General features: G+C 69.1%; 7 protein-coding genes, 3 tRNA genes and 2 pseudogenes. 7 read left to right on the top strand and 5 right to left on the bottom strand.

What is annotated here, in order from left to right; translation table 11 throughout:
* Nucleotides 1-78: 78 nt before the first annotated feature.
* A pseudogene (locus P8T65_RS31485) lies at nucleotides 79-428 on the top strand (PfkB family carbohydrate kinase); the annotation flags it as partial.
* A 425-nt stretch (nucleotides 429-853) separates the two neighbouring features.
* Here the strand turns inward: P8T65_RS31485 and P8T65_RS31480 are convergent.
* Both P8T65_RS31480 and P8T65_RS31475 read right to left on the bottom strand, forming a co-directional pair.
* The gene (locus P8T65_RS31480) at nucleotides 854-2,464 is read right to left on the bottom strand and encodes an ISL3 family transposase (RefSeq protein ID WP_316727264.1); all 1,611 of its coding nucleotides are present in this window, start codon (nucleotides 2,462-2,464) and stop codon (nucleotides 854-856) included.
* Between the two features lie 500 nt (nucleotides 2,465-2,964).
* On the bottom strand, nucleotides 2,965-3,534 hold the full coding sequence (locus P8T65_RS31475; RefSeq protein WP_316728559.1) for a peptidoglycan-binding protein: 570 nt from the start codon (nucleotides 3,532-3,534) through the stop codon (nucleotides 2,965-2,967).
* 381 nt (nucleotides 3,535-3,915) lie between these two features.
* Here P8T65_RS31475 and P8T65_RS31470 point away from each other — a divergent pair, with 381 nt between their 5' ends.
* Complete coding sequence (locus P8T65_RS31470) at nucleotides 3,916-7,668, top strand: helix-turn-helix domain-containing protein (RefSeq protein ID WP_316728557.1); 3,753 nt, start codon at nucleotides 3,916-3,918, stop codon at nucleotides 7,666-7,668.
* A gap of 95 nt (nucleotides 7,669-7,763) precedes the next feature.
* A pseudogene (locus P8T65_RS31465) lies at nucleotides 7,764-8,033 on the top strand (YnfA family protein); the annotation flags it as partial.
* Nucleotides 8,034-8,325: 292 nt separating this feature from the next.
* Here P8T65_RS31465 and P8T65_RS31460 read toward each other — a convergent pair.
* The 3 genes from P8T65_RS31460 to P8T65_RS31450 all read right to left on the bottom strand — a co-directional run bounded on the left by P8T65_RS31460 (nucleotide 8,326) and on the right by P8T65_RS31450 (nucleotide 8,731).
* A tRNA-Ile gene (locus tag P8T65_RS31460) sits at nucleotides 8,326-8,402 on the bottom strand.
* Nucleotides 8,403-8,579: 177 nt separating this feature from the next.
* Nucleotides 8,580-8,652, bottom strand: a tRNA-Asn gene (locus tag P8T65_RS31455).
* 6 nt (nucleotides 8,653-8,658) lie between these two features.
* Nucleotides 8,659-8,731 (bottom strand) — tRNA-Asn (locus P8T65_RS31450).
* Between the two features lie 174 nt (nucleotides 8,732-8,905).
* On the opposite strand from P8T65_RS31450, the gene P8T65_RS31445 reads away from it, so the two are divergent.
* The 4 genes from P8T65_RS31445 (at nucleotide 8,906) to P8T65_RS31430 (ending at nucleotide 14,698) form a co-directional block, all read left to right on the top strand.
* The gene (locus tag P8T65_RS31445) at nucleotides 8,906-9,211 is read left to right on the top strand and encodes a hypothetical protein (protein WP_045557412.1); all 306 of its coding nucleotides are present in this window, start codon (nucleotides 8,906-8,908) and stop codon (nucleotides 9,209-9,211) included.
* 69 nt (nucleotides 9,212-9,280) lie between these two features.
* Nucleotides 9,281-10,735, top strand: a complete 1,455-nt coding sequence (locus P8T65_RS31440) for an FGGY family carbohydrate kinase (protein WP_316728556.1) — start codon at nucleotides 9,281-9,283, stop codon at nucleotides 10,733-10,735.
* 295 nt (nucleotides 10,736-11,030) lie between these two features.
* On the top strand, nucleotides 11,031-12,764 hold the full coding sequence (locus tag P8T65_RS31435; RefSeq protein ID WP_316728554.1) for an ABC transporter ATP-binding protein: 1,734 nt from the start codon (nucleotides 11,031-11,033) through the stop codon (nucleotides 12,762-12,764).
* The gene (locus P8T65_RS31430) at nucleotides 12,764-14,698 is read left to right on the top strand and encodes an ABC transporter ATP-binding protein (RefSeq protein WP_316728553.1); all 1,935 of its coding nucleotides are present in this window, start codon (nucleotides 12,764-12,766) and stop codon (nucleotides 14,696-14,698) included. The genes P8T65_RS31435 and P8T65_RS31430 overlap by 1 nt, the downstream gene beginning before the upstream one ends.
* The last annotated feature ends 150 nt before the right edge of the window (nucleotides 14,699-14,848 follow it).

The following is a 14,848-nucleotide window of genomic DNA, read 5'->3' as shown; positions in this document are numbered from 1 at the left end:
GTGCACCAGCCGAGTCCGGCGTACCCACGATGGGGAGCCTGTATAACCATCGTGCTTGGCCGAAACGCTCACCGACACCGCCTCAGCGAGGACGACCTCGCCCTGTTCCTCCCTCCCCGCCACCAGCCCGAAGAAGCTTGCGACACCTGGCACGCCGCCAGCGCGCGTCTCGTCGTCACCCCCGGCTCACGCGGCGCACTCGCCTCCCTCGACGGGCTCCGCGCCACCGTCCCGGCCCCGGCCGTTGACGTCGTCGACACCGTCGGCGCCTGGACTCCTTCACCGCGGGCCTGCTGCACCGTCTCGCCGCCCTCGGACACCTCGGCGGCCGACTCGATGGGCTGAGCTTCGAAGACGTCACCGACGGCTGCCCGTTCGCCGCTCGCGTCGCTGCCCTGACCTGTTCCGTCACGGGTGCGAACCCGCCCCGGCGGGCGAAACGGAGGCCGACAGCGAGCGGCTCCTGCCACACGCCTGAACGTGGCATGCCCGTTCCCGCGGACCGTGGGTGCGGAACGGGCACCGAGCAGGAGCCAGCTCAGAGCGGTCTTCTCGGGACGAGCAGCAAGGTGTTCCACTCCCCACGCCACTGAGGGTTTCCGCCGCGCCGACGCGCCCCCACCTGCGGAGGGCAACTCAGCAGAATCTGCTCGCATTGATAGATCTTGCGCCAAACGGCATTTCGCCGCAGCCCCGCTGGAGACGTCGGGCCCAGCAAGCTTTGCTGCTGCCCGTGCCAACCGATTCCCCGCGGCCTCAATCCGGCCTTGTCGGCGGTCTCTGAACCTGGGTTCTGGATCACTTTCCGTGCTGGAGCCACGGAGGGTTACCACGACCGCGATCATGGACGGCCTCACGCCGCGAGGAGGACGCGTTTGCGGAGCAGGTCGAAGTTGGCGCGGCCGAACATCTGCCGCTTGAGCATCTTGATCTTGTTGTTATGGCCTTCGACTGCGCCAGAGCTGTAGGGCAGGCTGAGCCCGGCGACGACGGCGTCGAGGTCCTGGCCGAGGCCGGTGACGAAGGCATGCAGGGCGGGCAGGTCATCGGCCTGGACACACTCGATCCATTGGTCCAGCTGCTTTCCTTGGCGGTTGTTCATCAACTCGGCGAAGGAACGTACGTGTTCGGCGGTGCGGCCGAGTTCGGGGCAGCGGGCGAGGATCGCCTTGAGCCGCTGGACCTGGTCGCTGTCGAGGCGGTCGGGGCGGCGGGTGATCCAGCTGGTCACGTCTCGCACGGACGGGTGCTTGCGGGGCGGATCGTCGTGCGGGAACGCTTCACGGAGCTGCTGCACGTACCTCTTCACGACGCTCTCGCCGCCGGGGTAGCCGCGCTCACGCAGTTCCTCGAACAGACGGCGGGCGACGGTGCAGCCCTCGGCCCACCGCTGATGCAGATAAGGCTTGTAGGGATCGAGGATGCTGCTGCGGCCGGTCCACTGTCCTACCAGCAGTTCGTCCGCGGTGGCCGCGCGGGCCAGGCGGCGCACGGTGTTGCGGGCCAGGCCGAGCCGGCGAGCGATCGGCCGGAGGCCGAGCCCGTCGTCGAGCAGGGCGTGGACGGCTGTGTGCTGTTCGCGGACCCGGTCCGACAGGCGGCCGGAGTGTCGCGGTTCGCCTGAGGGACGCGGCGGGAACCCCGTGGTGTTCACGGGTGTGTTGGTGCGGACCGGGCTGGTCTCCTCTGGCTCGCGCAGCAGGGCGCGGTGCTGGATGACCGTCTTCTCGACGGCCTCGACGAGGTTTTTCCAGATGTGCCACCGGTCCGCGACGTGGACCGCGTCCGGGGCGCCGAGCCGTCCGGCCTCGGCGTATGCGGTCGACCGGTCACGGCAGATCACCTCGACGCCGGGGTGGTCGGCGAGCCAGGCGGACACCGTGGCCGTGGTGCGGTCGGGCAGCAGATCAACCGGGCGGCGGGTGTCGATGTCCACCAGGATCGTGCCGTAATTGTGTCCCTTGCGCAGGGCGAACTCGTCCACTCCGAGCACCCGCGGCGTGTGCACCTCGGGCTCCGGGAGGCGGCGTATCAGCCGCAGGAGAGTCGACCGGCTCGCCCGGACCGCGAGTGTGTCCGCCAGGCGGGCGCCGGCCCGGCCCGCCAGCATCACGGCCACCCGTTGCAGCACCGTCTGCAGCCCGGTGCTTCGCCTCCCGTACCGGAAGGTCAGCCCTTCGACCTGCTCTGCGAACGTGGCCTGCGTGCAGGCGCGTTCACGGCAGCGGAACCGCCGGACCTGTAACTCGATCACCACAGGACGCCCGGCGACCGCGGTGTCGGTGAGGCGGCGTACGTATCGGCTGTGCACCCGGCCCGACGTCGTCCCGCAGGCATGACACGCGGCCTGCTCTGCCGACGCACGGGCCCGCACGAGCACCAACTCGCCATCCACTACTGCCTTTTCGATCACAACGCCTTCGGCCTTGTGGAACCACAGGCCCTGGAGGAACACATCACCCACGGCCGTCCATGATCGCGGTCGTGGTAACCCTCCGTGGCTCCAGCACGGAAAGTGATCCAGAACCACGGTTCAAGGAACGGCGACACCCGCCTTCCACCCGCCGTCCGTGGCCCTCATTTCACCCGTTGCCGACAGAGCACGGCACGGCCGAACGACTTCGTCGTCGTTGCGGGGCGTCGCTGCTGATCACTGGACTGGGCGGGGAGGACCCGGCACCGGCAGGAGGTCCGTCCGGCGAAGTCGTCGGCGCCACGCGTCTGACACGCAGGCCCACGGGCCTGCGGATACGTCAGGCGGCGGCACCTCACTGCTACCGCGCGTGCGGCCGAGCCCGCTTCCCGCTCCTCCGCCACCGCATCCTCCTGACATAGCTCCCCCGCATAGCGGTGAGGTCGGGGCCCTCGGCGGTGGCACATCCGCGGCGAGTAACCCAATGGTGCCCGTCTTCCCCCTCGGGAAGGGGAGGACGGGCGCCATACGTCATTCAGGAGGGTGCGGCCTCAGCTGCAGGACCGGTAGTTGTAACCGGCCTTCCGCCAAGCGCCGTCACCGTCGATGAACTCGTAGTTGCCGTCCGGAAGGCGCCTCATGGTGACGCCGCCGGCCACGCCGACGTAGCGCAGATTCAGGGTTTGGCCGGCGTCGGTACTACCACTCAGGTAGGCAATGTACCCGCCCGCCCAGGTGAAGGTGTACTCGCCGACCGAGCCGTCGACCTTCAGGGTGGCACCCCAGTCCTCGTTCTCGGATCGCTGCCAGGCGATGGTCGCGTTGTAGGTCTTGGTGCCGAAGACCCCGTCGATGTCGGAAAGGGAGGTGAGCTTGCCGTCCGCGTGCAGGATCGCCTGCCACAGGCATGTGGCGTTGGATGACGCGTGAGTGCTCCTCTGCAGGATGCCCTCGTCGTCCCAGTCGTCTGTGTACGGGCCAGTCCCGTAGACGTAGGCGCGCCCGCTGTAGGTTCCGCTCGCGGCAGCAGGTGAGGCCGTCACCATGGTGGCGGTCAGCATCGCCGCTGCGGCAGCCAGGACAGCCGCGGCTCGCCTGGGTTTGGATGAATTCGTCGACATGAACGACTTCCCTTCGAGTGATCGCCCGGAGTCGGTGATCGGTAGGTGACCCGTTCCACCGTGGTGCCGGAGATGGCTTGTCCGAGAGGGTTGGGGGCATCGGACAAACAACATCGGACAAAAACCGGCGACCACACGGCGGCGGCATGGCGAGGCGACGGGGGACGGAGCTACTCCCCGACTTCCACCGACACCCACCGATCTCTGCCGACCTGCATCGATGTGTCGAACTTGTGTACCGAATGCGGGCGTTGGCCCTAGCATGACCGCGGCCCTCCTAGATCACGCCGTCCGCTTCCGGGATCTCAGGCCGGGTCCTGGCGAAGGCATCCAGTGCCGTCCGACCCGGACGCCAGGTACGACGTGCGCGGGGGGTATGTGGTGGGGCGTCCGGAAAAGCCGCTGGATCCGGAAGCCGGCCCGGTCCAGCGCCTTGCGTGGCAGCTGCGCCGGTTGCGGGAGAGGGCAGGCAGTCCGAGCTATCGCGCCCTGGCCCAGCGGGCGCACTACTCGGCGAGCACGCTGGCGGAGGCCGCCAAGGGTGACCGGCTTGCCTCGCTGGCGGTGACCTTGGCCTACGTCGAGGCGTGCGGGGGCGACCAGGCCGAATGGCAGGCGCGGTGGGAGGCGGTGGCCGCCGAGGCGGACACGGCGGCCGCGTCGGAGCCTGTGCCGGACGAGGAGCGCTGCCCCTATCAGGGGCTGGCGCCGTTCCAGAGCGAGCAGGCGGAGTGGTTCTTCGGCCGTTCCCGGCTGGTCGACCGACTGCTGGAGCGGGTCGAGCGGCTGCCGCTCATCGGGGTCTTCGGGGCGTCGGGGAGCGGGAAGTCCTCACTCCTGCGCGCGGGGCTGCTGGGGACGATCGCAGGAGACGGTCAGCCGGAAGGACGGTGGCGGACCCTGCTGATGACCCCCACCGAGCATCCGCTGGAGGCGTTGTCCGACCAGGTGGCGAAGTTGTCCGGCCAGGATGTCCATGGTGTGCGGGAGGAACTGCGCAGCGATCCGGCCGCTCTGGACATCGCGATCCGTGGCGCCCTGGTCACCGGTCCGCCGGAGACCAGGGCACTGCTGGTCGTGGACCAGTTCGAGGAACTGTTCACGCTCTGCGCCGACCGGGACGAACGCCGCCGGTTCATCGCCGCGCTGCTGGACGCCACGCACGGCCCGCACCGCCGCACCACCGTGGTGCTCGGCGTGCGCGCCGACTTCCTCACCCGGTTCGCCCAGCATCCCGATCTTCTGGACGCGTTGGGAGAGGAGGCGATGCTCCTCGTCGGGCCGGCGTCCCCCACCGAACTGCGGGAGATCGTCATCAGGCCGGCCGCCCAGGCGGGGTGGGGCGTGGAACCGGACATGCTGGCTACCGTGCTCGCTGACGCAGCCGAGGAGCCGGGCGCGCTGCCGCTGGTCTCGCACGCGCTGCTGGAAACCTGGCAGCGGCGAGAGGGAGCGACCCTCACCCTGTCCGCGTACCAGGCGAGCGGCGGTGTGCGCGGAGCGATCGCCCAGACCGCCGACCGCGTCTACGGCGAACTCACCGTGGAGCAACGGCAGGCAGCTCGAAGGATCTTCCTCAGACTCTCCGCGCTGGGCGACGGTACCGGGGACTCCCGGCGGCCCATCGCCCGCAGCGAACTGGACGGTGTCGTCGAGGAGCCGGGGGCCGCCGAGATCCTGGGCCGCCTGGCCGCGGCACGCCTGATCGTTCTTGGCGAGGACACGGTGGAGATGGCCCACGAGGCGCTGATCCGGGCCTGGCCACGGCTGCACCGATGGCTCACCGACGACCGGACGAACCTCATCGTCCACCGACGGCTCACCGAGGCCGCCCACGCCTGGGAGTCACTGGACAGGGACGCCGGTGCCCTTTACCGGGGTGCTCAGTTGCTCGCCGCGCGTGACTGGGCCAGAGACCATTCCCGGGAGCTGAACCAGCTCGAGGACGCCTTCCTTCGGACCAGCAGTGCTCAGGAAGCCGCCGAGCAGGACAGCGCCCGGCGTCATGCCCGACTCCTCAAACGCCTTGTCGTGGGCATCTCGGTACTTCTCGTGCTCGCCGTGCTGGGCGGAGGGCTGGCCGTACGACAGCGGCAGGACGCCCGCCGCCTGCAACTGCAGGCACTCGCGGGCGAATTGTCCCTGCAAGCGCGGTCTCTCCTGGCCACCGATCCTGACCTCGCAGGACTTCTGGCCATCGAAGCGGACCGCCTGCACCCGGACGCCGAAACCCGGGGAAGCGTCCTGAGCGCCGCGGCAGCGCCACGGCGCACGGAACTCAACGTCAGCGGTCCCGCGGTGTACGCCGTCGCTTTCAGCCCGGACCACAGGCTGCTCGCCTCCTCGAACGGCGACGGCACGATCGGTCTGTGGGACCCGGAGCGCGGCACCCGGATCGCGTCGCTGCGAGGACACACCGGCCGGCCCATGAAGGTGGCTTTCAGCGGCGACGGAGAGCGTCTCGCGTCGACCGCGACAGACGGGACCTCTGGGTCGCTCATCGTCTGGGACGTCCGGACACGCCGGCCTGTGACCACCCTCGCTGAGGACCCGATCAGCTCCGGCATGGCCTTCAGCACCGACGGCAACAAGATCGCGATCGGGGTCGGGGACGGCGACATCGCCCTGCACGACCTGTCCGCCGGCACTCGCCGTCTTCTTCGCGGACAAGGGCATGGGTCCGCGGTCGGGTCGCTGAGCTTCAGCCATGACGGCGAACTCCTGGTGTCTGCGGACGGAACGCGGGACCCGGTCGTCTGGTCCGTGAAAACAGGCAGACAAATTGCCTCGCTGCCCTCCGAACACGTCATCCAGGTCGCCTTCGCCTCCTCAGGGCACACGCTCGCCGCAGCCGCCGACGACCAGGGGGTGTACCTGTGGAACCTCGACGGAGAGGAGCCGACCGCACTGCCGCGGCTGCCTCTGCCGGACTCGTTCGGATGGACCATCTCCGCTCCCGCCGGGGACAGGCTGGCCGTGGCCGACGAGAACGGCACCGTCACCATATGGGACCTGCGGCATCGCAGGTCCGTCCACACCTACCAGGACAGAGGCCGCACAGAGACGGTTTCGGTTGCCCTCAGCCGTGACGGCGCGATGCTTGCCTCTGCGGGATTCAACGGGTCCATCGTGCTGCATGATCTGCGCGACACCCCGTTCAGCGGATTCGACGCGCAGGTCAAGGACGTCAAGGTCAGCCCGGACGGGGACGTGATCGCCTCGGCCGGCGGCGACAAGTCGGTCCGCCTCTGGGACGCCCGGGGGAAGCAACTCGCCACCCTGGGCGGGCACCCTGACCAGGTCCAGGCCGTCGCGTTCAGCTCCGATGGACGCCTGCTGGCCTCGGTGACCCGGAACAACATCGTCACTCTCTGGGATGTCCAACGTGGACGGCGCGCGGCCAAACCATTCCCGACCCAGGGCGTCGGCGCCTCCACCGACATCGCCTTCGCTCCCGGCCGCGGCTCTCGTCTTCTCGCGGCTGCCACACTCGGCCTGTTCGTCTGGGACGTCCGCGAACCGGCATCACCGTCCCGAAGGACATCGGCGTATCCGCCCCGTCTCACCACCTCGCTCGTCTTCACCCCCGACGGCCGTCACCTGGTAGCGGCCAGCACGGGGGGCTACCTCAACGCGTGGAATGCCACCACGGGCGAGTTCCTCACCAGGGACGACACCGGGCAGGGTGCCGTGCAGGACGTCGCCGTCAGCCCTGACGGCAAGCTGCTCGCCACCGCCGGTGACAGCCGGACGATCAAGCTGTGGAGTGCCTCGGACCGCAGGGAGCTCGCCGTGCTCAGTGGACACACCGCCCCCGTACAGGTCATCACGTTCAGCCGGGACGGCCGTACCCTCGCCTCAGCCGGTGACGACCACTCGGTCATTGTGTGGGACATCGCCACCCGGCGCCCCCGCGCCACCCTGACCGGTCACAGCGCCAGAATCCGCGGACTCGCCTTCACACCTGAGGGAGCCCTGGTCTCCGGCGGCGAGGACGGCAAGATCATCCAATGGCCCCTGGATGTGCAGGACGTCAAGGACCGACTCTGCATGGCAGCCGGCCGCAGTCTCACCCGGCACGAGTGGGCAACCTACCTCCCTTCCCTTTCTTACCGGCCGACCTGCCGTCCGTGATCGCGGCGCTGACAGCACTACGCGGCCGCTGCCCCCGTTGAGTGGGTGGGTAACCCCGGACAACCCACGCTCCCGAGAAGGAGGACACGGGCGCCTTGGTGTGGAAGGGCGTCCGGGAACACAACGGCTGGCTCTGGTTCGGCGCCCGCGTGATCGCCCTCTGCCTCCACGGTGTGGCGGCCACCTTCCAGTCCGACGACAAACTTCGGGCGCATCCTCGCCGCCTACGGCGGGATCTTCGTGGCCGGGTCACTCGCCTGGGGCATGGTTGCCGACGGCTACCGCCCCGATCGCTACGCCGTCATCGGCGCTCTCGTCTGCTGACGGGCATGGCCGTGATCTTGTACGCGCCCCACAGCCACTGACCCGCTCCACGCCGAACTCTGGACGACGTCGCAGTGGAGGAGGACGCCTTCCGGTACTTCCCCGGTACCTCCGGCCTCAGGATGGCCTCAACACACAGCCCTGCCGCTGCCGAGCCGGCCAGAACACGTCTCACCGACCACGCGTCCGCGCACATCCATGCAGGTCAGCAGAGCATCAGCCAACGCAGACCAACCTGGCACCAAACTCGCGCGCAGCGGATTCAGTCCGTTCAGGCAAAGTTGACGCTCAGACAACCAAAAATGAACGTTTCCGCAGGTCACAGCCCTGCACTGGTGGGGCGGGTGGGACTCGAACCCACGGCCGACGGATTATGAGTCCGCTGCTCTAACCGGCTGAGCTACCGCCCCGTACGGCGTGTCGCGTACATGTGTGCGCGCCGTCTGCCGCAGCATAGCCGCTCATACGATCTCCTGCTTCGGATGGTCGGCCTTCGCATGCGCTTCTTGACCTTGAAGACCTCGGCGCGCCGCACACGGTTCCCCCCCGAACATGAAAAAGGACCCCCACGGGGTCCTCCCTCACTGCTCTCCCGACTGGACTCGAACCAGTAACCTGCCGGTTAACAGCCGGCTGCTCTGCCAATTGAGCTACGGAAGATCGAAGCTCCCCCGACTGGACTCGAACCAGTAACCTGCCGGTTAACAGCCGGCTGCTCTGCCAATTGAGCTACGGAGGATTGCCTCGCTGCATCGAACGTACCTCCCTGGGTATTCGCCAGGGGGCGTGCGCTCGCTGCGACACATACATTAGCGCAAGCAGGGGGGTGCTCCGCCAATCGGTATCCCCTGTGCCCGTCGCCCGCGCAGGGCACGCAAGGGACCGACGCAGACGTAAGGGAAGGGTGGTCGCCATGCGCTATCGGCTCACGTTCTTTGCCGGACTGGCCCTGGGGTACGTGCTCGGCACGAAGGCCGGTCGCGAACGCTACGAACAGTTGAAGAAGTCCGCCCGGCAGGTCGCACAGAACCCCGCCGTACGGAACACCGCCGAGTCGGCCGCCCAGCAGGGGCGGGTCTACGCGGGCAAGGCGTACCACGTGGTCAGCGAGAAGGTCGGCGACCGCATGCCCGATCTGGTCGCCGAGCGGGTTCGCTCCCTGCGGGAGCGCAACGCCAACGGCTCGGCCGGAGACGACTGGGGCACCAGCAATACCTAGAGACCACATCGCGCCGACCGGAGCAACGCGCGGCGCCCCCACCCCTTCCCGTGCGGCAGAATTTCCGCCATGGGGATAGTCGCCGGGCTGGACAGTTCGCCCGATTTTACGCGCATTGTCGTCTGTGACTCGGACACAGGGGCCGTGCTCAGGCAGGGGTATGCCCCGCACCCGTTGGAGCCGGCGGAGAGCGGGGGGCGCCCCGCCGACGTCGACCCGCAGGCCTGGCTGCTGTCCCTGGGAGAGGCGGCCGGCGGCGGGCTGCTGGAGGGCGTGCAGGCGATCGGGGTCTCGTCCCAGCAGAACGGGCTGATCGCGCTGGACGCGCAGGGCAACACCGTGCGTCCGGCGATGGTCGGCGGCGACAAGCGGACCCAGGTCGCGGCGGCCGACCTCGTCGACGCGCTCGGCGGGCGAGGGGCGTGGGCGGAGGCCGTCGGCTGTGTGCCGGGGGCCGCGCAGCCGGTGACCAAGCTGCGCTGGATGAGCCGTACGGAACCGGACGCCGCGATGCGGACGGCCGTACTGCTCCAGGCGCACGACTGGCTGGTCTGGCAGTTGCTCGGGCGGCCGGTCAGGAGGACCACGGACCGGGGCGGGGCGTCCGGGACCGGGTACTGGAACGCGGCGACCGGGCAGTACCGCACGGACCTCGTGGAGATGGCGCTCGGGCATCAGGTGATGCTTCCCGAGGTGCTGGGCCCCTCGGACGCCGCCGGTACGACGCCGGAGGGGCTCCTCATCTCCGCCGGCACCGGCGAGACCATGGCCGCCGCGTTCGGGCTCGGTATCGGCCTCGGTGACGCGGTGGTGTCGCTGGGGGCCTCCGGGTCCGTCATGGCCGTACACACCCAGGCGCTCGTCGACTCCTCCGGGATGATCACCTCGCTGGCCGACGCGACCGGGATGCATCTGCCGGTCGTCACCACGCTCAACGCCGTACGGACCCTGCGCGGGGCCACCGAACTGCTGGGCGTGGCCGATCTGGAGGCGCTGTCCGACCTGGCGATGAAGTCCACCCCCGGGTCGCACGGGCTGGTCATGCTGCCCTATCTGGAGGGCGAGCGGACGCCGAACCTGCCGCACACGGCGGGGACGCTGGCCGGGCTGCGGCGGGAGTCGATGAAGCCGGAGCACTTCGCGCGGGCCGCCTTCGAGGGCATGCTGTGCGGGCTCGCGGACGCGCTGGACGTGCTGCGGGGCCGGGGCGTGGACGTACGGCGGATCTTCCTGCTGGGTGCGGCGGCGGAGTTGCCGGCCGTGCAGGCGGCGGCGCCGGCGCTCTTCGGGGTGCCGGTGGTGGTGCCGCAGCCGGCCGACTACGCGGCGGTGGGCGCGGCGCGGCAGGCCGCGTGGGCGCTCGGGGTCTCGCAGGGGGCGCTCGATCCGCGTACGCCTCCGATGTGGCCGGGGGCGGCGGCGCAGGTGCTGGAGCCAGGTGACGAACTGGCGGTGGGGCAGGCGGTTCGGCAGCAGTACGTGGCGGTTCGGGAGCAGACCCACCCCGGGGCGTTCCGTGCCTGATGAGGTGCCCGAGCGGGGCGCCTGATGGGGCTCCTGCCGGTTCCCGATGGGATTGCCTTGCCGGTTCCGATGGGGTGCCTGCCGGTTCCGATGGGGTGCCTGCCGGTTCCGATGGGGTGCCTGCCGGTTCCGATGGGGTGCCTGCCGGTCGAGGACGCGCGGCGCGGGTCAGCTGCGAGATTCGGCCAGGGGACCTTCACCGTCGGGTTAATTCGGTTGAGGTAACGCGGGTGGAGTGTTCGACGATGGGGGGTGGTGCGTCCCGAACCCCGTCCTCGACTCCGAGAGATCTCGCGTGCTCATACGATTGCTGAGAAGTCATCTCCGTCCCTACCGGACACCGATCACCCTGCTGGTGCTGCTGCAGTTCGTGCAGACGTGCGCCACGCTCTACCTGCCCACGCTGAACGCGGACATCATCGACGAGGGCGTGGTGAAGGGCGACACGGGTTACATCCTGTCCTTCGGCGCGCTGATGGTCGGTATCTCGCTGGTGCAGGTCGTCTGCAACATCGGGGCCGTGTACTACGGCGCCCGCACCGCGTCGGCGGTCGGCCGGGACATCCGGGCCGCCGTGTTCGACCGGGTGCAGTCGTTCTCGGCGCGTGAGGTCGGTCACTTCGGGGCCCCGTCGCTGATCACGCGGACGACGAACGACGTCCAGCAGGTGCAGATGCTGGTGCTCATGACGTTCACGCTGGTGGTGTCGGCGCCGATCATGTGTGTCGGCGGCATCGTGCTGGCGCTCGGGCTGGACGTGCCGCTGTCGGGAGTGCTCCTGGCGGTCGTACCGGTGCTCGGGATCTCCGTCAGCCTGATCGTGCGCCGACTGCGCCCCCTGTTCCGCACCATGCAGGAGCGGTTGGACACCGTGAACCGGGTGCTGCGGGAGCAGATCACCGGCAACCGGGTGATCCGGGCCTTCGTGCGGGACGACTACGAGAAGGAGCGGTTCCGGAAGGCGAACGTCGAACTGACGGACGTGTCGCTGGGCACCGGGCGGATGCTCGCGCTGCTGTTCCCGATCGTCATGACGGTCATCAACTTCTCGTCGATCGCGGTGGTGTGGTTCGGAGCCCACCGGATCGACACCGGGGGCATGGAGATCGGCGCGCTCACGGCCTTCCTCGCCTATCTGATGCAGATCGTCATGGCTGTGATGATGGCCACCTTCATGTTCATGATGATGCCGCGCGCCGAGGTGTGCGCCGAGCGCATCCAGGAGGTGCTGGAGACCGACACGAGCGTGGTGCCGCCGGTCGAGCCCGTACGGGAGCTGCGGCGTCACGGGTTCCTGGAGGTCCGGGGTGCGGGGTTCCGCTATCCGGGTGCCGAGGAGCCGGTGCTCAGGTCGATCGAGGTCGTGGCCCGGCCGGGTGAGACGACCGCGGTCATCGGGTCCACCGGCAGCGGCAAGTCGACGCTGCTCGGGCTGGTGCCCCGGCTGTTCGACGTCACCGAGGGCGAGGTCCTGGTGGATGGCGTCGACGTACGGGCGCTCGACCCGAAACTGCTGGCCAGGACGGTGAGTCTGGTGCCGCAGAAGCCGTATCTGTTCTCCGGGACCGTGGCGACGAATCTGCGGTACGGCAATCCGGACGCCACCGACGAGGAGTTGTGGCACGCGCTGGAGGTGGCGCAGGCCAAGGAATTCGTCGAACGACTGGAGAACGGGCTGGACTCCCCCGTTGCGCAGGGCGGGACCAATGTGTCCGGCGGCCAGCGGCAGCGGCTCGCGATCGCGCGGACGCTGGTGCAGCGGCCGGAGATCTATCTGTTCGACGACTCCTTCTCCGCGCTCGACTACGCGACCGACGCCGCGCTGCGGGCCGCGCTGGCGCGGGAGACCGCCGACGCGACCGTGGTGATCGTGGCCCAGCGGGTGGCGACCATCCGGGACGCCGACCGGATCGTCGTCCTCGACGAGGGCCGCGTGGTCGGAGCCGGACGCCACCACGAGCTGATGGCGGAGAACGAGACCTACCGGGAGATCGTCCTCTCCCAGCTCACGGAAGCGGAGGCAGCCTGATGGCCGGGCCGTTGGCACGGATGGCGGGGGCCGGGGCCCCCGATCAGCACTCCATGGACTTCAAGGGGTCCGGGAAACGGCTGCTCGCGCAGTTCAGGCCCGAGCGGTTCACGATGTACGCGATGGTCCTGTGCGCGGTGATCAGCGTCGGACTGTCCGTGCTGGGGCCGTGGATCCTCGGCAAGGCGACCGACCTGGTGTTCGCGGGTGTCGTCGGGCGGGAGATGCCGGCGGGCGCGACCAAGGCCGAGGTCCTGGAGTCCATGCGGGAGCGCGGGGACGGCGCGATCGCCGACATGCTGTCGGGCACGGACTTCACACCGGGCAAGGGCATCGATTTCGAGGCCGTCGGCACAGTTCTTCTGGTTGCCCTCGGCATCTTCCTGGTCGCGGGGCTGCTGATGGCGGTGGCCACGCGGCTCTCCAACCGAGCGATCAACCGGACCGTCTACCACATGCGCGAACAGCTCCAGGCGAAGCTGTCGCGGCTGCCGCTGTCGTACTTCGACAAGCGGCAGCGCGGTGAGGTGCTGAGCCGGGCGACCAACGACATCGACAACATCGGGCAGACGCTGCAACAGTCGATGGGCCAGCTGATCAACTCACTGCTCACCATCATCGGCGTGCTGGCGATGATGTTCTGGGTGTCGCCGCTGCTGGCGCTGGTCGCGCTGGTGACCGTGCCGGTGTCGTTCCTGGTGGCCACGCGGGTCGGCAAGCGGTCGCAGCCGCACTTCGTCGCGCAGTGGCGGGTGACGGGCAGGCTCAACGCCCACATCGAGGAGATGTACACCGGGCACACGCTGGTGAAGGTGTTCGGGCGTCAGGAGGAGTCGGCGCAGCAGTTCGCCGAGGAGAACGAGCGGCTGTACGAGGCCGGGTTCAAGGCCCAGTTCAACAGCGGCATCATGCAGCCGCTGATGTTGTTCGTGTCGAACATCAACTATGTGCTCGTCGCCGTGGTGGGCGGGCTGCGGGTCGCGACCGGTGCGCTGTCGATCGGTGACGTGCAGGCCTTCATCCAGTACTCGCGGCAGTTCTCGATGCCGCTGACGCAGGTGGCGTCCATGGCCAACCTCGTGCAGTCGGGGGTCGCCTCCGCCGAGCGGATCTTCGAACTGCTCGACGCGGAGGAGCAGGAGGCCGACGCGGTGCCCGGGGTGCGGCCCGAGGAGCTGCGGGGGCGGGTGGCGCTGGAGGGGGTGTCCTTCCGGTACGAGGCCGACAAGCCGCTGATCGAGGATCTGTCGCTGGTCGTCGAGCCGGGGCACACGGTGGCGATCGTGGGGCCGACGGGCGCGGGCAAGACCACGCTGGTGAACCTGTTGATGCGGTTCTACGAGGTCACGGGCGGGCGGATCACGCTCGACGGGGTCGATGTCGCGTCCATGTCGCGGGACGAACTGCGCGACGGGATAGGAATGGTGCTCCAGGACACCTGGCTGTTCGGCGGGACCATCGCGGAGAACATCGCGTATGGGGCGTCCGCGTCGCGGAAGGTGACGCGGGGTGAGGTCGAGGAGGCGGCTCGGGCGGCGCACGCGGATCGGTTCATCCGGACGCTGCCGGACGGGTACGACACCGTGATCGACGACGAGGGGACCGGGGTGAGCGCCGGTGAGAAGCAGCTCATCACGATCGCTCGGGCGTTCCTGTCGGATCCGGTGATCCTGGTGCTGGACGAGGCGACGTCCTCGGTGGACACGCGGACCGAGGTGTTGATCCAGAAGGCGATGGCGAAGCTGGCGCACGGGCGGACGTCGTTCGTGATCGCGCATCGGCTGTCGACGGTTCGGGACGCGGACACGATTCTGGTGATGGAGAACGGTTCCATCGTGGAGCAGGGGGCGCACGAGGAGTTGCTGGCCGCGGGTGGGGCGTATGCGCGGCTGTATCGGGCCCAGTTCGCGGAGGCGGTGGCCGAGGTGGACTGAGGGGGTGGGGTGAGGGGGGTGCGTTGTCGGGTGCGGGTGGGTGGGGGCTTCTCGCGCAGTTCCTCGCGCCCCTAAAAGACACCGGCCCCTGCGGGCCCGTGAAAGAGCAGGGGCGCAGCCCCGCTTCTTCAGGGGCGCGGGGAACTGCGT

This window comes from Streptomyces sp. 11x1 (assembly GCF_032598905.1).
In the GTDB taxonomy this organism is placed as follows: domain Bacteria; phylum Actinomycetota; class Actinomycetes; order Streptomycetales; family Streptomycetaceae; genus Streptomyces.
This window is presented reverse-complemented; position numbering and strand designations above follow the sequence as displayed.

What these genes read in the sequence shown, in the direction of transcription:
- P8T65_RS31475 (WP_316728559.1), bottom strand. Translation starts at nt 3,534, where the DNA reads ATGTCGACGAATTCATCCAAACCCAGGCGAGCCGCGGCTGTCCTGGCT.
- P8T65_RS31445 (WP_045557412.1), top strand. Translation starts at nt 8,906, where the DNA reads ATGCGCTATCGGCTCACGTTCTTTGCCGGACTGGCCCTGGGGTACGTG.
- P8T65_RS31440 (WP_316728556.1), top strand. Translation starts at nt 9,281, where the DNA reads ATGGGGATAGTCGCCGGGCTGGACAGTTCGCCCGATTTTACGCGCATT.
- P8T65_RS31430 (WP_316728553.1), top strand. Translation starts at nt 12,764, where the DNA reads ATGGCCGGGCCGTTGGCACGGATGGCGGGGGCCGGGGCCCCCGATCAG.